The organism is Actinomadura kijaniata NBRC 14229 (genome assembly GCF_001552175.1).
GTDB classification, from domain to species: domain Bacteria; phylum Actinomycetota; class Actinomycetes; order Streptosporangiales; family Streptosporangiaceae; genus Spirillospora; species Spirillospora kijaniata.
Window position 1 is genome coordinate 1 of the sequence record NZ_BCQR01000151.1, and the last position, 23,783, is coordinate 23,783.

23 protein-coding genes are annotated in these 23,783 nt (G+C 74.4%); 12 read left to right on the top strand and 11 right to left on the bottom strand.

The features are described 5' to 3' along the window. A partial coding sequence (locus AKI01S_RS36760; RefSeq protein WP_169814078.1) for a CoA transferase subunit A occupies positions 1–436 on the bottom strand: 436 nt, incomplete at its 3' end. A 452-nt stretch (positions 437–888) separates the two neighbouring features. Between AKI01S_RS36760 and AKI01S_RS36765 the strand changes: the two genes are divergently transcribed. Then, positions 889–1,815, top strand: a complete 927-nt coding sequence (locus AKI01S_RS36765) for a 3-hydroxyacyl-CoA dehydrogenase family protein (RefSeq protein WP_067828742.1) — start codon at positions 889–891, stop codon at positions 1,813–1,815. A 43-nt stretch (positions 1,816–1,858) separates the two neighbouring features. Then, the gene (locus AKI01S_RS36770; protein ID WP_157420431.1) at positions 1,859–3,742 is read left to right on the top strand and encodes a helix-turn-helix domain-containing protein; all 1,884 of its coding nucleotides are present in this window, start codon (positions 1,859–1,861) and stop codon (positions 3,740–3,742) included. A gap of 33 nt (positions 3,743–3,775) precedes the next feature. Here AKI01S_RS36770 and AKI01S_RS36775 read toward each other — a convergent pair whose 3' ends face one another. Further along, on the bottom strand, positions 3,776–5,116 hold the full coding sequence (locus tag AKI01S_RS36775; RefSeq protein WP_245681928.1) for an MFS transporter: 1,341 nt from the start codon (positions 5,114–5,116) through the stop codon (positions 3,776–3,778). A 585-nt stretch (positions 5,117–5,701) separates the two neighbouring features. Further along, on the bottom strand, positions 5,702–6,301 hold the full coding sequence (locus tag AKI01S_RS36780; RefSeq protein ID WP_067828747.1) for a TetR/AcrR family transcriptional regulator: 600 nt from the start codon (positions 6,299–6,301) through the stop codon (positions 5,702–5,704). A gap of 91 nt (positions 6,302–6,392) precedes the next feature. Here AKI01S_RS36780 and AKI01S_RS36785 point away from each other — a divergent pair, with 91 nt between their 5' ends. From AKI01S_RS36785 to AKI01S_RS36795, 3 genes are all read left to right on the top strand, one after another. After that, positions 6,393–7,823 carry an MFS transporter gene (locus tag AKI01S_RS36785; protein WP_067828749.1) on the top strand — a complete coding sequence of 477 codons (1,431 nt, stop codon included), beginning with the start codon at positions 6,393–6,395 and terminating at the stop codon, positions 7,821–7,823. 84 nt (positions 7,824–7,907) lie between these two features. Continuing rightward, positions 7,908–8,831 (top strand): YobF C-terminal domain-containing protein, encoded by a 924-nt coding sequence (locus tag AKI01S_RS36790; protein ID WP_067828756.1) that lies wholly within the window; start codon positions 7,908–7,910, stop codon positions 8,829–8,831. A gap of 172 nt (positions 8,832–9,003) precedes the next feature. Beyond that, positions 9,004–9,204 (top strand): hypothetical protein, encoded by a 201-nt coding sequence (locus AKI01S_RS36795; protein WP_157420432.1) that lies wholly within the window; start codon positions 9,004–9,006, stop codon positions 9,202–9,204. Positions 9,205–9,225: 21 nt separating this feature from the next. On the opposite strand, the gene AKI01S_RS36800 is transcribed toward AKI01S_RS36795, so the two are convergent. After that, positions 9,226–9,618: a winged helix-turn-helix transcriptional regulator gene (locus tag AKI01S_RS36800; protein WP_067828761.1), complete on the bottom strand. Its 393-nt coding sequence runs from the start codon at positions 9,616–9,618 to the stop codon at positions 9,226–9,228. 101 nt (positions 9,619–9,719) lie between these two features. On the opposite strand from AKI01S_RS36800, the gene AKI01S_RS36805 reads away from it, so the two are divergent. Next, on the top strand, positions 9,720–10,616 hold the full coding sequence (locus tag AKI01S_RS36805) for a zinc-binding dehydrogenase (protein ID WP_067828763.1): 897 nt from the start codon (positions 9,720–9,722) through the stop codon (positions 10,614–10,616). Between the two features lie 18 nt (positions 10,617–10,634). Here the strand turns inward: AKI01S_RS36805 and AKI01S_RS36810 are convergent, their stop codons facing one another. Continuing rightward, complete coding sequence (locus AKI01S_RS36810) at positions 10,635–11,279, bottom strand: flavin reductase family protein (RefSeq protein ID WP_067828766.1); 645 nt, start codon at positions 11,277–11,279, stop codon at positions 10,635–10,637. A 118-nt stretch (positions 11,280–11,397) separates the two neighbouring features. After that, positions 11,398–12,855, bottom strand: coding sequence for an MFS transporter (locus tag AKI01S_RS36815; RefSeq protein ID WP_174567446.1), 1,458 nt, complete (start codon positions 12,853–12,855; stop codon positions 11,398–11,400). Positions 12,856–12,989: 134 nt separating this feature from the next. Between AKI01S_RS36815 and AKI01S_RS36820 the strand changes: the two genes are divergently transcribed. Continuing rightward, complete coding sequence (locus AKI01S_RS36820; protein ID WP_067828769.1) at positions 12,990–13,403, top strand: ArsR/SmtB family transcription factor; 414 nt, start codon at positions 12,990–12,992, stop codon at positions 13,401–13,403. 364 nt (positions 13,404–13,767) lie between these two features. Here AKI01S_RS36820 and AKI01S_RS36825 read toward each other — a convergent pair whose 3' ends face one another. Next, positions 13,768–14,367 (bottom strand): ABATE domain-containing protein, encoded by a 600-nt coding sequence (locus AKI01S_RS36825; RefSeq protein WP_067828772.1) that lies wholly within the window; start codon positions 14,365–14,367, stop codon positions 13,768–13,770. A gap of 89 nt (positions 14,368–14,456) precedes the next feature. Between AKI01S_RS36825 and AKI01S_RS36830 the strand changes: the two genes are divergently transcribed. From AKI01S_RS36830 to AKI01S_RS36840, 3 genes are all read left to right on the top strand, one after another. Then, positions 14,457–15,248, top strand: coding sequence for an MBL fold metallo-hydrolase (locus tag AKI01S_RS36830; protein WP_067828774.1), 792 nt, complete (start codon positions 14,457–14,459; stop codon positions 15,246–15,248). Positions 15,249–15,345: 97 nt separating this feature from the next. Continuing rightward, positions 15,346–16,605, top strand: a complete 1,260-nt coding sequence (locus AKI01S_RS36835; RefSeq protein ID WP_245681929.1) for an MFS transporter — start codon at positions 15,346–15,348, stop codon at positions 16,603–16,605. 387 nt (positions 16,606–16,992) lie between these two features. Continuing rightward, complete coding sequence (locus AKI01S_RS36840; RefSeq protein WP_067828776.1) at positions 16,993–17,271, top strand: GlsB/YeaQ/YmgE family stress response membrane protein; 279 nt, start codon at positions 16,993–16,995, stop codon at positions 17,269–17,271. Between the two features lie 66 nt (positions 17,272–17,337). Here the strand turns inward: AKI01S_RS36840 and AKI01S_RS36845 are convergent, their stop codons facing one another. Then, a complete protein-coding gene (locus tag AKI01S_RS36845; RefSeq protein ID WP_084000618.1) occupies positions 17,338–19,266 on the bottom strand; it encodes a CASTOR/POLLUX-related putative ion channel in 1,929 nt (642 codons plus the stop codon). A gap of 242 nt (positions 19,267–19,508) precedes the next feature. Between AKI01S_RS36845 and AKI01S_RS52995 the strand changes: the two genes are divergently transcribed. Further along, positions 19,509–19,874 (top strand): hypothetical protein, encoded by a 366-nt coding sequence (locus tag AKI01S_RS52995; protein ID WP_067828778.1) that lies wholly within the window; start codon positions 19,509–19,511, stop codon positions 19,872–19,874. A gap of 10 nt (positions 19,875–19,884) precedes the next feature. Here AKI01S_RS52995 and AKI01S_RS36855 read toward each other — a convergent pair whose 3' ends face one another. Further along, positions 19,885–20,811, bottom strand: a complete 927-nt coding sequence (locus tag AKI01S_RS36855; protein WP_067828781.1) for a DUF11 domain-containing protein — start codon at positions 20,809–20,811, stop codon at positions 19,885–19,887. A 302-nt stretch (positions 20,812–21,113) separates the two neighbouring features. Beyond that, complete coding sequence (locus AKI01S_RS36860) at positions 21,114–21,617, bottom strand: Lrp/AsnC family transcriptional regulator (protein ID WP_067828784.1); 504 nt, start codon at positions 21,615–21,617, stop codon at positions 21,114–21,116. A gap of 91 nt (positions 21,618–21,708) precedes the next feature. Here AKI01S_RS36860 and AKI01S_RS36865 point away from each other — a divergent pair, with 91 nt between their 5' ends. Beyond that, complete coding sequence (locus AKI01S_RS36865) at positions 21,709–22,737, top strand: zinc-binding dehydrogenase (protein ID WP_067828787.1); 1,029 nt, start codon at positions 21,709–21,711, stop codon at positions 22,735–22,737. Between the two features lie 3 nt (positions 22,738–22,740). Here the strand turns inward: AKI01S_RS36865 and AKI01S_RS36870 are convergent, their stop codons facing one another. Continuing rightward, a complete protein-coding gene (locus AKI01S_RS36870) occupies positions 22,741–23,655 on the bottom strand; it encodes a VOC family protein (RefSeq protein WP_067828789.1) in 915 nt (304 codons plus the stop codon). Positions 23,656–23,783 lie beyond the last annotated feature (128 nt).

The window sequence follows — 23,783 nt, forward strand, 5'->3', positions numbered from 1 at the left end:
AGGCCACCGCCACCTCCCCCAGGGCGTCGTGGCGCCACGGCAGGCCGCCGTCGGCGATCTGCGTGCCGACCCCGGCCGGCGTGTAGAAGGCGGGGACCCCCACCCCGCCGGCGCGCAGCCGCTCGGCGAGCGTGCCCTGGGGGATCAGCTCCACCTCCAGCTCACCGGCCAGGTACTGGCGGGCGAACTCCTTGTTCTCCCCCACGTAGGAGGCGGTGACGCGGGTGACCCGGCCCGCCGCCAGCAGGACGCCCAGGCCCCGGCCGTCCACGCCGCAGTTGTTGGAGACCAGCCGCAACCCGCCGGGCCCCCGCTTGTGCACGGCGCGGATCAGCGTTTCGGGAACGCCGCACAGCCCGAACCCTCCCACGGCCAGGGACGCCCGGTCCCCGATGTCGGCCACCGCTTCGGCAGCGGTCGCGATCACTTTGTCCATACGGGATCTCTCCATGTTCCAACCGGTCATGAGGGGATGGGGAAGGGGGCGCCCACGCGGGACCGGAAAATGCGCCCTATGCTCTCGGGCGAGCGGGTCGCTGGAATGGGCGCCGGGACGCCGACCATTACAGAGCGCCATTCCCGGAACCACCTATGGCGTTCGCCCACACAATTCGAAACTCCGGGTGGATTCCCCTCACATTGCTGAGGAAGTCCGCCTCCGGCGTCCGGGCGCGTCACCGCCCGCCGAAGGCCGCGGATCCGCCCGGCGGGGCAGGGGCCGGTTCACACCCCCGAGGGAACAGAGGTGTGAACAGAGCACATTGAACCGGTTCCACCCCCGGCCTAACGTGTGGATCCGGGGAGCCGCAGGGCTGCGGTCACCGCCGCGACAGGGCGGCCGACCAGCGGTCGGGCTCCATCATCGACCCACGGAACGGGGCTTGGCTCATGACTCGGTTCGGCATCGTCGGCGGCGGCCTCATGGGGCACGGGATCGCCGTGGCGCTAGCGAAGGCCGGCCACGATGTCGCCGTTCACGACGTGGATCCCCGGACCATGGCCACCTTCCACCACCGCGTGGGGCCGGCGCTGGCCCAGTGCGGGGTCCCGAGCTCCCGGTCCGGGCCGATCGGCGCCCGCATCACCACGGCGTCCACGCTGGACGGCGTCGCGCGGGAGGTGGACGTCATCGTGGAGGCGGTGCCCGAACGGCTGGAGGTCAAGCACCAGGTGCTGGCCGCGCTGGAGGCCGCCGCCGCGCCCGCGACGCCGATCTGGACCAACACCTCGGTCCTGTCGATCACACGCGTGGCCGAGGCGATGGCGCATCCCGGCCGGCTGGCCGGGGTGCACTGGTGGAACCCTCCCTACCTCGTCCCGCTGGTCGAGGTCGCGCCGGGCGCCCGCACCGACCCGCGCGTCCTCGACGACGCCTGCGACCTGCTCACCGCCATGGGCAAGACCACCGTGCGGCTGCGGCGCGACGTTCCCGGGTTCGTCGGCAACCGCCTGCAGTTCGCGCTGGTGCGCGAGGCGCTGCACCTGCTCGACCAGGGGGTGTGCGACCCGGAGACCATCGACACGGTCATGCGGTCCAGCCTGGGGCTCCGCTGGGCGGCCGTGGGTCCCATGGAGAACGCCGACCACATCGGCCTGGAGCTGACCCGCGACATCCTCCGCAACCTGGCGCCCCACCTGTCGACGGAGCGGGAGGCGTTCCCCAGCCTCGACAAGCCGCTGAACGAGGCGCGGAACGGGCGTTCCTCCGGGGAGGGTCTACTGCCCTGGCCTCCGGGGAAGGAAACCGAGGTCGCGCGGCGTCTCGGCGCCGGAATCCGCCGCAACCTCGCCCGGCCGACAGCGGTGCCGGGCTGAGGACGGCACCGGGCAGACCCGACTTCACGATGAGGTGACGACCGTGGTCCCGGAAGACTCGTTTCTCCGGCTGCTTCTCGAAGACGCCGACGTCGACGCGTTCGACGCGCTGGTGGAGCGCGCGCGGGCCGCGGGGGCGTCCGCCGAGCGGCTGGCCCACCTGGAGCGGGAACGGGCCGTCGGGCTGCGGCTGCGCGAGCTGCTGGCCCGGCACCGCCGCAACGAGGCCGAGCTCCAGCTGCTCAACGACACCGCCAACGACCTGGCCTCCATGCGGGACCTGGACTCGATCCTGCGGGCGATCTCCGATCGCGCCCGCCGCCTGCTGGACTGCGATCTGGCCTACATCAGCCTCAGCGACCGCGACCGCGGGGACTGCTACATCAAGGCCGCCTCGGGCAACATCTCCGGGCTGCTGCACGAGCTGCGCCTGCCCCGGGGCACCGGGGTGGGCGGCATGGTCGCGCGCACCGGCGAGCCCTACAGCGTGCCCTCCTACATGGAGGACGAGTCGATCATCCGCACCCCCGAGATCGACCGCACCGTGATCGCCGAACGCATCGACTCCCTGGTCGGGGTGCCCCTGAAGATCAAGCAGGAGGTCATCGGGGTGCTGCTGGCCGCGCACCGGGGCATGCGGGCCTTCAGCGGCCACGACATCAGCGCGCTGGCGATGCTGGGCGCCCACGCGGCGGTCGCGATCGAGAACGCCCGGCTGCTGACCGCCTCGCGGTCGGCGGTGGAGGACCTGCGGGTCGCCAACGCCACCATCGGCTCCCACATCAAGGACCTGGAACGCGCCGCCGACGTCCACGAGCGGCTCACCAAGCTGGTCCTGCAGGGCCGGGGGGTCGACGACGTGGCCCAGGCCACCGCCGACGTGCTGCCCGGCGAGGTGGTCGTGGTCAACGAGCACGGCGGGGTGGTCACCGCCACCGGCGCCGTCACCGCCACCGACGCCCAGGAGCTGGCCGCCGTCAGCGCCCGGGCCCGCGCCTCGGGCCACACCCTGGTCCAGGACGGCCGGTGCGCCGTCCCCCTGATCACCGAGTCCGAGGACCTGGGCGCGGTGGTGCTGCTCGGCCAGACGCCCATCGGCGACACCGACCGCCGCATCCTGGAGCGCGCGGCGCTGGCGGCCTCGCTGGTGCTGGTGACGCGGCGGCGCGTCGCCGAGGCGCAGGCCCGGGTCGGCGGCGAGCTGCTGGCCGAGCTGCTGGCCAGCGAACCCCATGACCTGGACCTGCTCCAGCACCGGGCCCGGATGCTCGGCGTCGACCTGGACGCCTGCCGCACCATGATCGTCGCCCAGACCGACGGGGCCTTCCACGAGGGCGTCCACACCATGACCGCGGCGCTGGCGCGCCGCCGGCGCGGCCTGGCCACCCACCACCAGGGGGCGGTGGTGCTGCTGCTGCCCGGCGAGGACGCGGCCGCCGTCGCCCACGCCGCCGTGCGCGAGCTGGCCCGCGCCTGCCACCATCCGGTCACCGCGGGCACGGCGCGGGCCACCCATGTCACCCGGATCGCCGCCGCCCACGCCGAGGCCGCCCGGTGCATGCGCACGCTGCTGGCCCTGGGCCGGGTCGGTGACATCGCCGACGCCCGCGACCTGGGGTTCGTGGGGACGCTGTTCAACGGGCGGCCGGACGTCCCCTCGTTCGTCCGCGCCACGATCGGCCCGGTCATGGACTACGACCGCGCCCACCGCTCCGAGCTGCTCCACACCCTTGAGGTGTTCTGCGCCAACAACCAGAACACCAGGAACACCGCCCAGATCCTCCACCTGCACGCCAACACCGTCACCCAGCGACTGAACCGCATCACGCGGCTTCTGGGCGAGACGTGGCGGCAGGCCGACCACCTGCTGGAGATACAGATCGCGCTGCGCCTGCTCAAGGTCAGCCGGCAGGAGACCCCGCGGTGACCGGCGCGCGGTGGCCGCGGCGAGGGCCCGCGTTCAGCGGGGGCGCGCCGAGCGCCTCGGGCGGTGCCTGCCCCGCCGGGCCCGGTGGCTGGTGCGCGCCGCGGGGCGGGCCAGGTCGTGGCCGCGGGTCTCGACCGCCAGCGCGACCGCGACGCTGGTGATGGTCGCGGCGAGGCACAGGTAGAGGGCCACCGGGACGAAGGAGCCGTGGTCCTTGAGGAGCTTGATGGCGGTGACGGGGGCGAGGGCGCCGGCGAAGACGGAGGCCAGCTGCGCCCCGACCGACGCCCCCGAGTAGCGCACGGCGGTGTCGAACAGCTCCGCGATGAACGCGGCCTGCGGCCCGTACATCGCGCCGTGCAGCAGCAGCCCCACGGTGACCGCCAGCGTGATCACGGCCGGGTCCCGGGTGTCGAGCAGGGCGAAGAACGCGAAGGCCCACAGCGTCATGCCCACCGAGCCGACCAGGGTGACCGGCTTGCGGCCGACGCGGTCCGACAGCGCGCCCCACAGGGGGATGGCGACGAAGTGGAGCGCCGAGGCGATCAGGACGGCGTTCAGCGCGGTGCTCTGGGGCAGGCGCAGGTGCGTGGTGATGTACACCAGCAGGAACGAGGTGAGCAGGTAGTAGGAGACGTTCTCCCCCACCCTGGCGCCGATCGCGGTGAGGACCTGGCGCCGGCCGGTGCGGAGCACCTCCAGCAGGGGCGCCCGCCGCCGGACGCCCCGCGCGGCCTCCGCCCTCGCCCTGGCCCGCGCCTGGAGGAAGATCGGCGTCTCCGACACCGACAGGCGCATCCACAGGCCGAGCAGCACCAGGGCGCCCGACAGCAGGAAGGGGATCCGCCAGCCCCAGCCCAGGAAGGCCGCCTCGGACTGGACGGCCACCAGCGCGGCCAGCACCCCGGTGGCCAGCAGGTTGCCGCCGGGCGCCCCGGCCTGCGGCCAGGCCGCCCAGAACCCGCGGTGCCGGTCCCCGCCGTGCTCGGAGACGATGAGCACCGCGCCGCCCCACTCGCCGCCGAGCGCGAACCCCTGGAGCAGCCGGAGCAGGCTCAGCAGGACCGGCGCCCAGACGCCGATCTCGGCGTAGGTGGGCAGCAGCCCCATCGCGAACGTGCAGCCGCCCATCAGCAGCAGGCTGCACACCAGCAGCCTCTTGCGGCCGAGCAGGTCGCCGAAGTGCCCGAACACCAGCCCGCCCAGCGGTCGCGCCACGAAGCCGAGCGCGTAGCTGGTGAAGGCCAGCAGCACGCCGGTCATCGGGTCGGAGGCGGGGAAGAACAGCTTGCCGAACACCAGTGCGGCGGCGCTGCCGTACAGGAAGAAGTCGTACCACTCGATGGTCGTGCCGATCAGGCTGGCACCGACCACGCGGCCGATCCCCCCGGGGGGTGCGTGCCTGCCTCCGGCGAGGGATCGCGCCCGCGCCACGAGATCACCGTCGTCTTTCCGCCGGTCGTGCCAGGGCATGGGGGCGTTGGGCGGGGCGTGGTCCCTCTCCCCCGCGCCGATGCCCTTCCCTTCCGGCGTGTCGAGCACGGCCGAGGCGACGGCCGCGTTCACGGTCAGGGTCGGGGTGTTTCCCGTACGGACCCGTCACGGCCCGCCGGTGCTGGTCTGCGGCCGGGCCGGGGGAGCGTCACCCGGCCCGGCCACAGGTCTGGGGGCGTTCCGCGGATCAGGCCCGCGGTGCCCGGTCAGGCGCGGGTGCCGCCGACGGCGTGGTGGGGGTGGGGTGCGGCATCGAATCCTCCTATCCGTCGGCGCCCGCATGAGGGAAACGGATCATGCGGCTCGGTCAGGCGGACGGAAAGCCAGGGGTGGGCCCGAGTTGGTTCCAAATTAGAAACCCGGGATCCACCGGCTGCTATGGGGATCGGCCCCACTCTTTTCGGCCGGACATGTGCGCCGTGCCGGTCGATGGCCGTCACGCTGCGGTTTCGTCGGTGTCATCGATCATGGCCGGGGCGGCGGAGAGGGCTCGGTCAGCACCGACAGGACCGTCCTCGTCACGACGTCACCGGCGTCCGATGCCGCCAGGCGGCCCGCGCGGAGCTGTTCGGCCGCGCCGTGCAGGATGTACTGCACGACGTTGACCAGCCAGTCGGTCGGCAGGTCGGTGCGGAAGACGCCCTGCCGCCGCCCGCGGCGGATCAGGTCGGCCATGCGCCGGGCGGGCTCGTCGTGCAGCTCCCGCACCCGCCCCGCGGGCAGCGCCTCCTCGGCGGCGGCCAGCAGGGCCGCGGACTCGGCCACCAGTTCCCAGCTCGGCGCCAGCAGGCGGGTCATGGCCTGGCGGGGGTCCCCGGTCAGGTCCAGGGCCGACAGGGTCCGCTCGCCGTCGCGCAGCGCGTCGGCGAGCGCGGCCTCGACCAGGTCGGCCCGGGTGCGGAAGTGCCCGTACAACGTCATCCGCCCCACGCCCGCGGCCTTGGCGATGTCGTCGACGGTGGCGCCGGGAACCGAGCTCAGGCAGGCGCGCGCGGCGGACACGATGCGGGCGATGTTGCGTTCGGCGTCGGCGCGGCGCCTGCCGCGGGCGGTGGGTTCGGCCATGCCATCACCCTATCTCGTACTCACGGATACGAGTTATAGTCATCCCACCAACTCGTACACGAGAGTACGAGTTACTGTGTGGAGGGATCCGATGACCCGACAGTCAGCAGAACGGACGGGCCAGGCGTCGCCGGACGGGCCGCACCCGGCGCGCTGGCGCATCCTGGGCTTCCTCGGGGTGGCGCAGCTGATGCTGATCCTGGACGTCACCGTCGTGGCGATCGCGCTGCCCCATATCGAGACCGACCTCGGGCTCAGCCGCGAGGCGCTGACCTGGACGGTCAGCGCCTACACCCTCACCTTCGGCGGGCTGATGCTGCTCGGCGGCCGGATCACCGACCTGCTGGGCGCCAGGCGCGTCGTGCTCGCCGGGCTGCTGCTGTTCACCGCGGCGTCGCTGGTCACCGGGCTGGCCGGATCGGCGGGGACGCTGGTGGGCGGCCGTGTCGCCCAGGGGGTCGGCGCGGCGCTGCTGTCACCGGCGGCGCTGTCGCTGGTGGTGGCGCTGTTCGACGGCCAGGAGCGCAACAAGGCGCTGGGCGTGTGGTCGGCGCTCGGCGGCGGGGGCGCCGCGCTCGGCGTCCTGCTCGGCGGCGCGCTGACCGCCGGACCCGGCTGGCCGTGGGTGTTCCACGTCAACGTCCCCATCGGGCTGGTGATCGCCGTGGCGCTGGCGGTCCTGCTTCCGGCGCGGCGGGTGGCCGCGGCGCGGCCCGGGCTCGACATCGTCGGCGCGGTGGTGGTGACGGCGTCCTCGGCGTCGTTGATCTACGCGCTCATCGCCGCCGACGAGCACGGGTGGCTCACCGCGCTCACCGGGGGTCTCGCGGCGGCGGCCGCCGTCGGCTACGCGCTGTTCGTGGCGTGGCAGCGGCGGGCGCGCTCGCCGCTGATGGACGTGCGGCTGCTGGCCCGGCGGCCCGTGGCCACCGGCGCGTTCCTGATCTGGATGGCCACCGCGCTGATGATCGCGGTGTTCTTCCTCGGCACCTTCTACTTCCAGCACGCCCGCGGCTACGGCGCGATGCGCACCGGGCTGCTGTTCCTGCCGGTGGCGCTGGCGACGATGGCCGGGGCGGACCTGACCGGACGCGTGCTCGGCCGCCGGGGCGCGCGCACGCCCGCCGTGGCGGGATCGGCGATCGCGGCGGTCGGCATGGCCGTCCCGGCGTTCTGGACGCATCCGGTCGGCGTCGTGACCGGGGTGACCGTCGCGGCGGCGGGCACCGGCGCGATGTTCGTCGTCGCCTCGGCGACCGCGCTCGGCCAGGTGGCGCCGCACGAGGCGGGGATCGCGTCCGGCATCGTGAGCACCTTCCACGAGTTCGGCGCCTCCTTCGGCGCCGCGGTCGTGTCCAGCGTCGCGGCCGCCAGCCTCGTCGGGACCACGCTGACCGGCTTCATCAGGGGGTTCACGGTGGCCGCGGCGGCGGCAGCGGCCGGTGCGATCGCCGCCGCGCTGATGACCCCCGGCCGTCAGGACGCCCCTCCCCCGGCGACCGCCGGCCCCGAGGAGGTCTAGGAACGCGGCCGGGCCGACCGCACTCCGGCTTGGAACGGGGACGGGCTTGACCCTGACACCGTGTCAGGCGGAACGGTGCCGGGCATGGACGTCACCTACATCGGCTCCGGGCCGTACTGCTACGCCAACTCCCTCGCGATGCTGCTGTGCGGTGAGGCGCCGCCCCCCGCCGTGATCGAGGTCCTGACGGGCTCCCCGTACGGGATGGAGCTGATCGGCGGCCGCCTGCCGCTGTTCGACCCGTTCGGCTGGGATCCCGAGATCGGGCTCGACGCCGCGATCGGCCTGCTCGGCTGGGAGTGCGAGCGCGTGGACGGGGGGACGGCCGCCGAGGCGCTCGACCGGCTGCGCCGGGCCGTCGCGGCCGGTCCGGTACTGGCCGGGCCGCTGGAGATGGGCCTGCTGACCTTCCAGCCCGGGTCGGGCAAGGCGGTGGGCGCCGACCACTACCTGGTGGTGCTGGAGGTGGGCGACGACACCGTGCTCGTGCACGACCCGCAGGGCTACCCGTACGCCACACTTCCGGTCGACGCCTTCGCCGAGGCGTGGCGCGGAGAGCTGGTCGCCTATCTGGACCGGCCGTTCCGGATGCGGCACCGGTTCGTCCGGCGCGAGCGGGTCGGACCGGAGGAGGCGTTGCGGCGGTCCCTGCCCGCCGGGCTGGCCTGGCTGGGCGGCCGGACGGACGTGGCGGTCCCGCCCGGCACGCTGGGGCAGGCCGAGGCCGCCGAGCGCACGGCCGAGCTGGTGGAGGCGGGGCTGGACCCCGAGATCAGGGGGCTGTGGGAGGCGTTCGCGGTGCGGGTGGGCGCCCGCCGCCTCAACGACCTGGCGGCCTGCCTGTCGTCCCTCGGCCTCGACGCGGGCGCGGCCGTCGCCGCGGAGCAGGCCCGCATCGTCGGCGGTTTGCAGGGTCCGCTGGTGGCGGGTGACGACGTCGCGGTCGCGGCGGGCCTGCGCCGCCTGGCTCCGACGTACGAACGCCTGCGGGCCGTCCTGTCCCGATGAAGCCGCAGATAACGAACGAGCGTGACATGCCCGCCTCGCGGCGGCGTTTCGTGAATACGGATTACTTAGCGGAGCGCAGGGGTCGCGCCGACGCGGTCCCGCTGCCCAACTGAGAGCACGGTCGTGGCACGGCACGCGGCGGATCCGCGCCGGGTCGGCCATGATGGACCCGATGAACGCGCAGTACCAGGGTGGTCACGAGAACGGTCCGTCGTCGGCGCAGGACGGTCCGGAGGACGTGGTGGCCCGGCTGAAGGCCGAGGTCGCCGCCGCGGTGACCTCGCTGCGCCGCCAGGTCACGCAGTTGCGCGCCCTGACCGCCGAGGGCGAGGCGGCGCAGCGTCCGGCGCCCGCGCCCGATCCCGCCGAATGACCGGCGGGCCGGGCCCGCGCGTCAGGTGTGGTTCCGGTCGTACTCCTCGCGCGCCCGGTCCACCTCGGCCATGTGCGCCTCGGCCCACTCCTTGAGGTGGCCGATCGTCTCCACCAGGGACATGCCGAGCGGCGTCAGCTCGTAGTCGACGCGGACGGGCACCGACGGGGTCACCGTGCGGGTGAGCAGCCCGTCCCGTTCCAGGTTCCGCAGGGTCTGGGTCAGCATCTTCTGGCTCACCCCGGCGATGCGCGCGGACAGCTCGGAGAAGCGCATCGGCCCCTCCAGCCCCAGCGCCACGATCACCAGGCTCGCCCACTTGTTGCCGATCGTGTCGAGCAGCCGCCGGCTGGGGCAGGAGGCGGCGAAGGCGTCGAACCCCGCCGTCGGCCGCTCGGCGGCGGTCGCGTCCATGGCTTACCTCCGGGTGCCGACCCCACTTCGAAGTGCCTACTTCCCAACAGAGAGTAGGTCACCGATGGTGGTGTAGTCCATCCACCGGAAGGAGATCCACCATGACGCTCGCACTGGTGTCCGCGCCCGACGCCTCCACGCCCGTCCTCCAGGAGGTGGCGCCGCCCCCGCTCGGCCCCGGGGACCTGCGGGTCCGCGTCACGGCGGCATCGGTCGACCCCGTCGACCCCCTCGTCGCCGCCGGACCGGGCCGGGTGATCTTCGGGCTCACCGGAACGGTCGGCCTGGGCCTGTCCCTCACCGGCGTCGTCACCGGGACCGGCGCCGAGGTCACCGGCTTCTCGGTCGGCGACCCGGTCGCCGCCCTCCACGCCGACTTCACGGCCCCGGTCCGCGCGCACGCCGAGGAGACCGTCGTCCCGGCGGCAGCCGCCGCGCCGCTGCCGGACGGCCTCGACCCGGTCGCCGCGGCCTCCCTGCCGCTCAACGCCGCGACCGCGGCGCGGATGCTGGACCGGCTCGGTCCGGCCGGCGGGCGGACCCTGCTGGTCACCGGCGCCGCCGGCGCCGTGGGCGGGTACGCCGTCGCGCTCGCCGCCCACGCCGGCTGGGCCGTCACCGGGCTGGCGCGCGGGTCCGACCGCGACTTCGTGCTGAGGGCCGGGGCCCGCGCGCTCGTCACGGAGCTGCCGGGGCCGTCGTTCGACGCCGTCCTCGACGGCGCCGTCCTGCACGGGGCGGCCCTGGGCGCGATCCGCGACGGCGGGACGTTCGTCGGCGTGCCCGCGGCGTCGCTCGCCACGTCCGAGCGGGGCATCGACGTCGGCATCGTGAGCGTCGAGCCCGACGGCGCGAGGCTGGCCGGGCTGCTCGACCTCGCCGTCTCCGGCGTCCTGGAGCTGCGGGTGGCCGGCCGGGTGCCGCTGGCCGAGGCCGCGACGGCGTACGGCAAGGTCACCGGCGGCGGCCAGCGCGGGCGGTGGCTGCTGGTGCCGTGAGCGTGGCGCGCGGAGGGGCTACCGGGAGGCGGGACGGGCCAGGGACCCGTGCGGCATGTCCCAGCCCTCGGCGAGCCTGGACGGGTGCACCACCCGCCCCTCGCCGAAGAACTCGCAGAACTTCATGATCAGCGGGTCCCAGGCGAGCGGGTCCACATGGCTCGTTCCGGGGATGACGAGGTCCTCCTCGACGTGGGCGCGGAGGACCTCCACGTGGAAGGCGGTGGCGCTGACGGAGGGGCCGGCGAACGGGTGGTGCGCGACGAGGCGGCACTCCAGCTGGATCGGGCACTCCGCCACCCGGGGCGGGGCGACCAGCTCCGACTCCTGCTCGGTCAGTCCCGCGGCGGAGAACTTGTCCGGCTCGTAGCGGTATCCCTGCGCGGCCTTGTGGCCGGGCACGTCCGGCCTCCCCGTCGTCAGCGCGAGCCGGTCGACGGCGCCGACCATCGAGGACGAGGGCAGGTTCAGCACGCACTCCCGCTCACGCAGCAGGTTCGCCGTGGTCTGGGCGCTGTCGCCCAGGCCGAGCATGCAGTGCTGCCCCAGCCACCACGCCGAGGACATGGGGGCCAGGTTCGCCGTGCCGTCCTCGTTCTGCGAGCTGATCAACACCACCGGGGTCCCGAAGTACAGCACCTTGAGACCGGGGACCACGTGCATTCCTCCACCTTTCCTCGAAAGCCTCGACGGGCCCGTCGCCGCGTACGGGCCCGTCCGACCCTCCCGCCCGGTGGGCCGGGCGCGCTGGCGGAAATCCGACCGGACGTTCGCCGCGGCGTCAGCGCGAGGCCACGGTCTCCGGCGCGGACGGCTCCCCCGCGGTGGGCGCCGGCGCCGCCGCGCGCGGCAGCGCGAGCGTGACGAGCAGGCCGACGACCATTCCGGCCGCGGTCAGCAGGACCACGACGGACTGCCCGTGCGCGGTGGCGGCGCGCAGCGCCTCGCCGGTCCTGCCCTCGGTGCCGAGGTCGGCGAGGACGGTGAGGACCGCGAGCCCGATGGCGTTGCCGATGTTGAGGGCGGTGGACGCGATCCCGTTCGCGACGCCCTGTTCGTGCGCGGCCGTGCCGGTCGCCGCGGCGATCCACATGGCCGTCCAGACGACGCCCTGCCCGACGCCGGAGACGACGAGGCCGGGCACGAGCAGCCCGTACCCGGCCTCGGGGGCGAAGCCGAACGCCATCGCGGCCGTGCCCACGGCCCCGACGCCGAAGCCGATCAGCAGCGTCGCGCGGGTGCCGATCCGGGTGGCGAGCCGCTCGCCGAGCTGGGTTCCGGCGGCGATCGCGAGCGAGGGGACGAGGAAGGCCAGCCCCGTCCGCAGGGCGCCGTAGCCGTGCACGCCCTGCATGAGGACGGTGAGGAAGTAGGGCAGGACCCCGAACGTCGCCATGTAGAGGAACGTGACGCCCGTCCCGACGGTCAGGCTGGGGTTGCGGAACAGCCGGAAGGGCATCAGCGGGTCGGCGCTGCGCCGTTCGATCACCGCGAACGCCGCCAGCAGGGCCAGGGCGAGCGCGGACGCGCCGGTCACCGGCGGGCTCGTCCAGCCCAGCTCGGGCCCTTCGACGAGGGCGAACACCAGCAGCGTCGCGCCGCCGGTGACGGTCAGCGAGCCCGGCAGGTCGAACCGCCGCCGTTCCCGGCGCGCCGGGTCACGGGGGATGACCGCCAGGGCCGCCAGCGCGACCAGCCCGGCGAGCGGGACGTTGACGTAGAAGACGGCCGGCCAGCCGAAGTTCTCGGTGAGCACGCCGCCGAGCAGCGCGCCGATGGTCAGGCCGCTGGCGCCGGCGCCGCCCCAGACCGCGAGCGCGCGGTTGCGCTGCGGCCCCTCGGCGAACAGCGTGTTGATCAGTGAGAGCGTGGCGGGCAGCAGCAGCGCCCCGCCGACGCCCTGCACGGCGCGGGCGGCGATGATGACGGCCGGGCTGCCCGCCAGGCCGCCCGCCAGCGACGAGACGGCGTACAGCGCCAGGGCGAGCACGAAGACGCGGCGGCGGCCCAGCAGGTCGGCCGCGCGGCCGCCGAACAGCAGGAAGCCCCCGGCGAACACGACGTAGGCGCTGACCACGAGCTGCTGGGTCTGGCCCGGGAAGCCCAGGTCGGAGCCGATCTCGGGCAGCGCGACGAACACGATGTTGAGGTCCAGCGCGTAGATGAGCTGGGCCAGCGCCAGCAGGGCCAGGGTCCAGCCCAGCCGGTGTCCGGCGGCCTGTCTCTGCGGAACGGACATGCGGATGCGCCCTCCACGGGATGGGGGGTCGGCGGGGACACCGCCGACGTACGACTGTACGCATACTTGCGTACAGTCGTACGATCGGCAACCGTTCACGGCAGATTGTTCGTAAGTAGTAGTACGGTGGGACCATGAGGTACCGGCACCCCGACCGCGACCAGATCCGGATCGACGGCGTCCTGTCGGCCCTGGGCCATCCGGTGCGGCTCGCCGCCGTTCGCGTACTGGACCAGGGTGGACGGCGCAACTGCGGCAGCGTCCTGGAAGCCCTCGGTGTGACGGCGAAGTCGACGATGACGCACCACTGGCGCGTCCTGCGCGAGAGCGGCGTCATCCGGCAGGAGCCGTCCGGCCGGGAGAACCTGCTCACCCTGCGCCGCGACGACCTCGACGCCCGGTATCCGGGCCTGCTGGACGCCGCCCTCGCCGGCGCCCGCACCGACGAGGCGGAGCCCTCGAACGCTCCGTTCACGTCGGGCGGTGACGCGCGTTCCACTACTGGCGACGGGCCCCGCCCGCAAGCCGGACCCGGTTCGACACGCTGACCGAACAGCTTCCGGCAACCACGACAGAGCCGCGAAGGCCGCCCGCCCCACCCCCAGCGGAATAAGCGCACCGCACGACCGCCGGACCGGTCAGTCCCCTTCGACAGGGCACGCCAGGCGCATCGACGCGCTGACCGAGCAGCTCCGGACCATCGCGACAGAGCCGCGAAGGCCACCCGCCCACCCGCCTCCGGCGGAATCGGCGCGCCGCACGACCGCCGGGCCGGCCAGCCCCCTTCGACAGGGCACGCCAGGCGCATCGACGCGCTGACCGAGCAGCTCCGGACCATCGCAACAGAGCCGCGAAGGCCACCCGCCCACTCGCCTCGGGTGGAATCGGCGCGCCGCATGGTCGCCGGGCCGGTCAGTCCTCCTTCGACTGGGCGCGCCGGGCGTAGGCGCGGGCGGCGCGGGCGCGGTCGCCGCAGCGGACCGAGCACCAGTGCCGGCGGCCGTGGCGCAGCAGGTAGCGGTTGCAGGGGACGGAGCCGCAGGCGGTGAGGCGCTCGGCGTCGGGACCGGTGAGAAGGTCGGCCGCGTTGGCCGCGAGGACGGCGAGCGCGCGGTCGAGGATCTCGTTGGTGGGGCACGGGACCGCCCGGTAGGGGCCGTCCTTGTCGTCCCAGTACAGCAGGGGGGCCGTGGGGGCCCTGGTCAGCGCGTCGTTGACGGCCGCCAGGGCGGCGGGCAGGGCGGGTACCCCGGCGACGCGGGAGGCGAACAGTCCCCTGACCTGCTCGCGCAGCGAGCGCAGTTGCGTCGCGCACATCTCCTGCACCCCGGCGTCCTCCGGGGCGAGCCCGCGTTCGGCGAGCCACCGGTTCACCGCCGCCGGAGTGCCGAGGAGGTCGACGAACTGCCCGCCGGGCAGCGCGATGACGCTGTTGACGAAGTCCAGGGCGAGGTACTGCTCCGCCCCCGGAGCGGGCGGCAGCACGGAATCGGCGGTCGGGAGCTCGCTCATGCTCCTCATGGTACGGGTTGCGCTCATCCGTGAGAAACAACTACGGTCATTTCACGGTTGAACAAGCACCAATCCGTGAGGAGATCCCTGTGTCCTCTGTCGACACCACCGGCGGGCGGTTCCCCGTCCGCGTCTTCGGCGGCCCGACCGCCCTGTTCGAGTACGGAGGGCTGCGCTTCCTCACCGACCCGACCTTCGACGCCCCCGGCGACTACCACGAGGGGGGCCGCAAGATCCTGACCAAGACCGCCCCCGCCGCGGGCGGCCCCGCCGACCTCGGCCGCGTCGACGTGGTCCTGCTCTCCCACGACGAGCACCCCGACAACCTCGACGTCTCCGGCCGGGCGCTGCTCGCCGACGTCCCGCTCACCCTCACCACGCCCGGCGGCGGGCGGCGCCTGGGCGAGGGCGCCCGGGGGCTGGCCGACTGGGAGTCGGTCGAGCTGGACCGCCCCGGCGGCGGCACGGTCACCGTGACGGGCGTGCCGGCCGTCCACGGGCCCGGCCCGCGCGAGGAGGTCGAGCCGGTCACCGGCCAGGTCGTCGGGTTCGTCCTGACCGGGCGGGACCTGCCCACGGTCTACGTCAGCGGCGACAACGCCTCGCTCGACGCGGTGCGGGAGATCGCCGACCGGTTCGGCCCGGTGGACACCGCCGTCCTGTTCGCCGGGGCGCCCCGCTTCCCCGTCCTCTTCGACGGCGCGCTCATCGTGCTCGACAGCGCCCAGGCCGTCGAGGCCGCGCGGATCCTCGGCGCCCGCCGGGTGGTCCCCGTCCACTACGACGGCTGGGCCCACTTCACCGAGGGCCGCGCCGAGCTGGTGGCCGCCTTCACCGCCGCCGGGCTGGCCGACCGGCTGGACCTGGGCGACCGGGGCTGACCGGACGGGCCGGGCCCGCCCGCCCGGCCCGCCGGATCCGCCCGTCGTGACCACGGCGCCGTCCGGCCGGACCGCGCCCGTCGAAAGAGCTGATCTCGTGACGAGTACCGTGCCCGGCCGGGCGGAGACCCCGCCGCGCTCCCGGGAGCAGCGCCGCGTCCTGACCGTCCTGGTCGCCGCCCAGATCCTCAGCGGCGCCGGGCTGGCGGCCGGGGTGACCGTCGGAGCCCTGCTCGCGCAGGACATGCTCGGCTCCACCGGCCTCGCCGGCCTGCCCAGCGCGCTCGGCACCGCCGGGTCCGCGCTGGCGGCCGTCGCCGTCGGCCGCCTGTCCCAGGCCCGGGGCCGCCGCCCCGGCCTCGCCGCCGGATACCTGGCCGGCGCCGTCGGCAGCGCGGGCGTCGTCGCCGCCACCGTCGCGGGCAGCCCCGTCCTGCTGTTCCTCGCGCTGTTCGTCCACGGGGCCGGAACGGCCACCAACCTGCTGGCCCGCTACGCCGGAGCGGATCTGGCCGCCCCCGCCCACCGCGCCCGCGCCGTGTCCACCGTGCTGGTCGCCACCACCCTGGGCGGCGTGGCCGGTCCCGGTCTCGCCGCTCCCGCCGGGCACCTCGCCCACGCCCTCGGCCTCCCCCGCCTGACCGGGCTGTTCCTCCTCGCCGGCGTCGCCTACGCGACGGCCGCCCTGGTCCTGGCCGTCTGGCTGCGCCCCGACCCGCTGCTGCTGGCCCGCGACCTGGAGGCCGAACGCGCCGCCACGGCACCCGCGCCGCCGGAGGACCGGGCGCGTCCGGCGTCCCGAAGCCGCCGCTCCGGTGTGCTGGCGGGCACGCTGGTCATGGCGCTCACCCAGCTCGTCATGGTCGCGATCATGACGATGACGCCCGTTCACATGCACGGCCACGGCCACGGCGCCGCCGCCTCCGGCCTCGTCATCGCCCTCCACCTCGGCGCGATGTACCTGCCCTCGCTCCTGACCGGCCGGCTCGTCGACCGCCACGGCCCCCGCGCGGTCGCCGCCGCCTCCGGGCTGGTCCTGCTGGCCGCCGGGGCCGTCGCCGCCGGCGCCCCCGACGGCTCGGTCGTCCCGCTCGCGGTGGCGCTCGCGCTGCTGGGGCTGGGCTGGAACTTCGGCCTCGTCACCGGCACCGCGATCGTCACCGACGCCGTCCCGCCGGCCACCCGCGCCCGGGTCCAGGGCCTGGCCGACGTGGCCGTCGCCATCGCCGGGGCCACCGGCGGCATGGCCTCGGGCCTCGTCGTCGCCGTCGCCGGATACCCGGTCCTGGCCCTCGGCGGCGGCGTCCTGGCGCTGGCCATCGTGCCGGTGGCCGTCGCCGCCGAACGCGGCCGATGAGCACGGCCCGTTCGCCCACAACGACGAACAGCGGCGCGAACCGGCCGGTCGGGCCGTCACGGCCTCGGTCACCCGGGCGCAGGCGGCGGGATCCGGTCACCGCCCCGGCCCGGCGCCGGTCGTGACCGGCGCCCGGGATCCGCGCGGAGCCTGGTCGTCATGGTCCTGCCCGCGCTCTCCGAAGACCGTCGGAGACAGGACCGCCGATCAGGATTCCCGGCGGAGCCACGCCCCTCCCGCGTCGGCGACAGCCCCCTTCAGCGGGCTGTCGCGGGTTACGGGCGGCCTTATCGGCGGCCCTCGTGCGGTACCGCTGTCGAGTTCGAAGGTGAATATCGCCAAATTCGGGCATAGGGGGTGCGGCAGCTCAGACAAGGAGGACGGACAGTGACCGTTACCGGCATCATCACCGCGATCGTCATCGGTGCGATCATCGGCGCGCTCGGACGGCTGGCGCTGCCCGGGCGGCAGCCCATCGGCATCCTGCTGACCATCGGCGTCGGCATCGTGGCCGCGCTGCTCGGCACCGCGATCGCCCAGTCGGTCGGCGTCGCCACCACCGACGGCATCGACTGGATCGAGCTGGTCTTCCAGATCGGCCTGGCCGCCGTCGGCGTCGCCGCCGTCGCCGCGTTCCGGCGACGGGGCCACGGCACCCACCGGTGACGGAACCGAAACGGCGGCGCGGAGCCTCGGCTCCGCGCCGCCGTTGGCGTTCGCGGGCGCGCCGCCTCACTCCTCGGTCAGCACGATCACCCGGTCCGAGGCGGTGAGGGTGAAGGGCGCGGCCTTGTCGGGGTTGAGGACGACGCCGTAGTCGGGCGGCTGGTGGAAGCGGTCGCCGAGCCGGTACCCGAGCGCGGTCTCGCCGCGCCGCCGGGCCGCCTCGATGAGGGTGGCGAAGTTGGCGGTCACCCCGGGCCGCAGGTAGTCGGGGGCGGGTTTGAGGTAGATCTCGGCGCCTTCGGGGGACAGCAGCTCCATGAACACGTCGTAGAGGTGCCGGTCCTCGCTGACCTGGGCGAGGACCTGGTTGATGAGCTTGTCGCTGACCACGAAGTCGTCGGCCTTGGTCACCACCGCGATCTCCCGGTTGGTCTCGTCGTTGATCTCGCTGACGATCGAGTAGGGGTCGCCGAGCCGTTCGGCCATGTCCCGCAGGTGCAGCAGCGTGACCAGGGTGCGGGCGTCGGAGTGCTCGGGGGGAAGGTCGAGGTCGGCCAGCACGATGATGCTCTGGTAGGACCCGACGTCCAGGCTCTCCAGGCTGGGGCGGTCGGTGGGCGCGCACCGGGTGAAGCCGAACGTCGTGTTGGCGGGCCGGGGCAGGTCCGCGGTCGGGTCGGGGCGGTCGGCGGCGACGTGCAGCGTCGAGCCGGGGCGGGCGAAGCCGTCCAGCTGCCTGATGATCTCGGGGGCGCGGTGGTTCCAGCCGATCAGCAGCGTGCGCTCGGGAAGGCGGCGGCCGGGGCCCGGGGCGGCGATGGCGTCCTCGACGACGGGCGGGGCGGCGCGGGACGCCAGCTTGATCAGCACGTCGTCCTCGGCCAGCACGATGACCTTGTCGCCGGACCGGGCGACGGTGTCCATCGGCGGGTTCAGCGTGACCGCGCCGTCGGCGTGCCGGAACCCGATGGGGACGCCGAGCTCGTAGGCGTCCAGCAGCCGCCCGAACGTGCGTCCGGCCAGCGCGGGCTCGGCGTGCAGGTACAGCTCGTGGCCCTCGAAGTCGAGCAGCTCGGTGAAGACCGCCGACAGCCCGGCCTCGCGGTGGGACTGCACGATGAGCCGGATCGCCAGGTCGTCGGCGTCGATCACCTGGGCGGCCGGTCCGGCGGCCAGCCGGGCGGCGGGCAGGTTGGTCGAGTCGTGCATGGCCGCGATCACGTGCGGCCGGTGGTCAGGCTCCCAGGTGCGCGCGCCCAGGGCCAGCAGCACCTTGATCACATGGGTGTCGGGGTCGTCGACGGGCGGGGACAGCACCACGATCGAGCGGGCCGTGGCGGGGCTGACCAGTTCCAGGTCGGCGACCTTGAGCGGGTCGCCGCGACGGCAGATGACCTTCGTGCGGCCGGTGCCGCCGACCCGGGCGCGGATGGCCTCCTCCATGTCGACGCGGTCGCGGTCGGCCAGGATCGCCACATACGAGCTGCTCCGGCTCTTGTTGGCCTCCACCAGCTCGGCGACCACGGTGAACACGTGCTCCGACCAGCCCAGCAGGACGGTGTGGTCGCGTTCGATGATGCGCGACCGCCCCTTGCGCAGTTCGGCGATCTTGTTTTCCAGGCCGGTGGTCAGCACGCCGATCAGGGCGCTGACGATGAAGATCCCGCCGACCGTCGCCGTCAGCATCAGCGCCAGGTAGGGGCCGCTGCCCCGGTCGTCCCCCATCGTGCCGGGGTCGAGCGTGCGCAGCAGGCTCCGCCAGACCACGCCCGGCCAGTGGCCGTTGTCCCGCGTGTCCCGGGGCGCGATCAGCACGGCCACCGACGCGACGGTCAGCACCAGCGCCAGCGACGCCAGCCCGAGCCAGCCGATGAGGGCGGGGGTGCCCTTGGCCATCGTGTTGTCGAACCAGTACCGGAGACGCTCCCGCACGCCGACGCGGCTCACCGGACGCCCCCGGCGCGGATGCGGAACCCCGGACTCCGAGTGCGCCATGCCCCGTCCCTGCCCCTCTGCGACCGGGGCGCCAATCTACTGCAAAGATCACGCCAAGAAGGGGCGGCCGGTGGCGGGGGAGGTCGACGCGGTGACCGCCGGAGCGCCTTCCGCGGGCGGGCTCAAGGGCTTGAACAAAGCAGGTGGTTTAACCGTGATGGAGGGAGCGCGGTCCCATGGCCCGCCTCCTGATCGTCCACACCTGTGCGGAACGGGAGCGCGGCCGACCTGGGCTTCGGGGGGTGGACGATCCCGAGCACGCCCGGCTGCGCCGCATGGTCAACGGCGCCTTCACCGCCCGGCGCGTGGCGACGATGCGCCCGGCCGTGGAACGGATGGTCGACCGAGTCCGGGTCGGCAGGCTGACCCGCCACGAGGCCGCCGCCATGGGCGTGCTCCTGCTGCTCCGGCACCTCGACCAGCTCGCCCGGGTCCGCGACACCCGCCACCAGGCGTTCGGGGTGAGCACCCGCCACTGCCTGGGCGGCCGCCGGGCTGTCCGGCGTCCCCTCCACGTACGACGCGGTGATCTACGGGGTCCACGAGCTGACGGTCACCTGGTGACGGCCGCCCCGTGGCGGGGGCGGCCGTCAGCGGTCGTGCGGTAGCGCGCGGCCGTCAGTGGCGGGACCGCGACGAGCGGACGTGCGAACCGACGACGATCACGCTGCCGGCCCCCAGGACCAGCAGCGACAGGACGACGAGCCAGTTGACCGACGCGCCGGTGCGGGGCAGGCCCTGGACCGGCGCGCAGGCGCCGTCCGGCTGCTGGGCCCGGGTCATCCCGGGCGGGCACGGCGACGGCGCCGGGTCGACCGGGGCGGGCTTGGACGTGGGTGTGGGCTTGGGCGTCGGCTTGGGCTTGGGCGTGGGCTTGGACGTCGGCTTGGACGTCGGCGTGGGCTTGGGCGTGGGCGTGTTGGCCGGTTCCGTGCGCCTGGCGGGCTGCGGGCGGTGGGGCTGGGTGACGTGGCGGGTCTTGGGCGTGGCCTCCGCCTTGGTGACCGCGGCCTCGTCGCGCTCCTTGGCCCGGGTGGCCACCGCCTTCTGCGGCTTGACCGGCTTGGGCCGCGCCACCACGAACGACGCGCGCGACTTCGCGGTGCGTCCCCCGTAGCTGAGGACGGCGGTGTTGGTCAGCCGTTTCCCGGGGCGGGCCTTCTTGTCCACGACCGCGGCGATCGCGACGGTCATCGAGCCGCGGTACCGCAGGTGGGCCCACCGGCACCGCACCACGGTCCGGGCCGCCCGGCAGCCCCGCGCCCGCGCGGACGTGGCCGAGACCCCCTCGGGCAGGCGGTCGGTCAGCCGCACGTTGTAGGCCGGCACGAGGCCGACGTTGCGGATGACGACGGTGTAGGTGATCCGTTGACCCGGCAGCGGCGTGCGGTCCGACACCCGCTTGGACACCTTCAGTCGCGGTGGGGTCGGCGCTCCGTCGGCGGGCGCGGCCGCCGTGGCGGCCGCCGGAAGGGCGAACAGTGTGGCCGCCGAGACCAGGGAAGCGGTGGCGGCGCGTTGCTGTGAGCGTCGGGTGACGCGCATATGGAGGTTCCCATCGTGCTGGGCCGGCAGAGATGCGGAAGGTCGACGCGGCGGCCCGACCTCGTGGGCGGCCGCCACGACTACTCTCTGTATTCATGCGTTCCGGCGTGGTCTTCGGCAACAGGGCACGCGCGGACGGTGGGTCCCGATCGGGCAAATTCGAGTTCCAGAGCCGGTCCGGCACCGAGCGCCACGCCCTCGAAGTCCGTTCTGACCACAGAGTTCTCACGCGCGCGTGCTGCTGGTGGAGGCCGACCTGGTGCCGCCCGACGGAGACGGGCCGGACGTCTGCCGCGGGCCCGCTAGGCGGCCGGGCCGTCGGCGGGGTCGAGGAGCCATGCCGTGACGTCCACGTCGCGGACGTGCACGGGCTCGGAGAGCACCACGCCGGTGGTGGTGTCGCCCAGCTCGGCGAGGCGTTCGATGACCTGCTCCAGGTGCGGGGCGTCGCGGACGGCGATCGCCAGCTCGTAGCAGTTCTCCCCCGTGACGTGGACGCACGACAGCACGTTCCCCATCGCCAGCAGCCGGTCCCGCAGGTCCCGCGCGCTCCCGACCGAGCGGTGGCGCGGGCGGAGCGAGACGTGCGCCCGCAGGCCCAGCCCCAGCCGGGCGAGGTCGAGGTGGGTGCCGTAGCCCCGGATCACCCCGGAGTCCTCCAGGCGCCGCACCCGCTCGGCGACGGCGGGGCGGCTGAGCGAGACGCGGCGCCCCAGCTCGGCGAGGCTGACGCGGGCGTCGCGGGACAGCTCGCGGAGGATCGCCAGATCCACCGCGTCCACGATCGACGATCCGGAGACGGACACGCGGCATCACCTTCCAACCGTCGGTTCCGGCGGCGATATCCCGTCGTTGTGCCATGGGCGGACGGGTGGTCGCAGCCTACTGTGATCGTCCGTGAGAGCCACTGTTCTGGAGGCGGTCGGGCAGGTCCGTCTCGCCGACGTCCCCGACCCGGTGATCGAACGGCCGGGCGACGCCCTGGTGAGGGTGGTCCTCGCCGCCGTGTGCGGGTCCGACCTGTGGCCGTTCCGGGGGCGGGAGCCGTTCACGCCGGGCGACCGCATGGGCCACGAGTGGATCGGGGTCGTGGAGGAGACCGGCGCGGACGTTCGGCGCCTGCGCCCGGGCGACCTCGTCCTCGCGCCGTTCGCCTTCGCCGACGGCGCCTGCGGGCCGTGCCGCGACGGGCTGTTCACCTCGTGCCCCGACGGGGGCTTCTGGGGCGGGCGCAACGACGGCGGGCAGGCCGAGGCCGTGCGCGTCCCGTTCGCCGACGCCACCCTCGTGCCGGTGCCCGGGGGCGCGGACGACGGGCTCCTCCGGCGGCTCCTCCCGCTGACCGACGTGATGGCGACCGGCGTCCACGCCACCGTCCTGGCCGACGTCCGGCCGGGGTCGACGGTCGTGGTGATCGGGGACGGCGCCGTCGGGCTCTGCGCCGCCCTCGCGGCCCGCCGGGCCGGGGCCGAGCGGATCGTCCTGGTCGGCCGCCACCCCGGCCGCGCCGGCCTGGCCCGGCGCATGGGCGCGACCGACGTCCTGGACGCCGGCGACCCCGCGACCGCGGCGTTCGTCCGGGAGGAGACCGGGGGCGGCGTCCGCTGCGTCGTCGAGTGCGCGGGCACCCAGTCCGCGCTGGACCTCGCGCTGGACCTGGTCCGGCCCGGCGGCGTCATCGGCTCGGTCGGCGTCCCCAACGGCGTGGACGGCGTGGACCTCTACCGGCTGTTCCGCCGGAACATCGCCCTGCACGCCGGGGTGGCGCCGGTCCGCCGCTACCTGGAGCCCCTGCTGAAGGAGGTCCTCGCCGGGCGGTTCGACCCGTCGCCGGTGCTCTCGGCCGAGGTTCCCCTGCGCGACGTCGCCCACGCCTACCGGGCCATGGACACCCGGCAGGCGATCAAGGTCGCGGTCCGTCCCTGAGCCTCAGGGCTCCTGGCGGAAGACGATCGCGGCGCCCAGGGCGGCGGCGGACGGCACGAACACCTCCCCCGCGCCGGTCCGGGCGGTCGGGACGTCGTTGTCGCGGAGGAGCCGTTCGGTGGCGGTGATGTCGCGCACCGCCACCGTGTAGGCGACGAACGCCGGCAGGGCGGCCGGGCGTTCGCCGGGGAGCAGGTCGCCGAGCGCGGACGCGGCCACGAGGGTGACGTCCGCGCGGCCCGCCCGCGGCTCGCCGAGGTAGACGCCGTAGCGCTCCCTCACCTCGGGCAGCTCCCGGTCGGCGACGCAGAGCACGCAATCGACCAGGCCGGTCGCGCCGTTGGGGTGGTCGGTGCCCCGCGGGTCCTCGACCGGGGCGTTCTCGGCGAACCCGATCCTGCCCTCCGGCACGCGCCCGGGAGGCAGGCCGGGGGCGGAGATCTCCAGGTAGCGGGCGGGCTCCATCGTCGTCCCCGTGGCGGTCTCGACCGGGCGCCGGACGGCGTGCACGCCGCCGTGGGGCACGCCGGCCGCGGTCAGGCGCGCGGCGACGGCGTCGATGTCCGGGGTGTCGGCGATCGCGATGTGGAGGCCCTGGAAGCGCCGCAGGAACGACGCGATGTTGTCGGTGGTGGCGCGGATGACGGCCGCCAGGCCCGGCAGCTTCCCGTCCGGCACCCGGAGCGGGAGCGGGCGGGCCCCGGCCGGCGTGCGGCCGGGGTCGATCACGGCCACCAGCTCGACGAAGTCGCGGGGGAAGTACACGTGGGCGTTGGCCACCCCGCACGGCCCCTCTCCCGGAAGGACGGGGTAGGCGGGCGGGGACACGGTGAAGCCGAGCCTGCGGTACCGCTCCGTCGCCGTGTCCATGTCGTGGACGACGTGTCCGACATGGTGCAGGCCCTCGATGTCGCCCATGGGGGGACCACCTCCGTTGCCAAAATTCTGATAGTTACTGTTACTTGAGAGTAAACCATCATTATTGGGTGCGACAGAGGAGTGCGTCCCCACGCGAGCACAAGGGAGCGGAGCGGCCGGATGCGGCC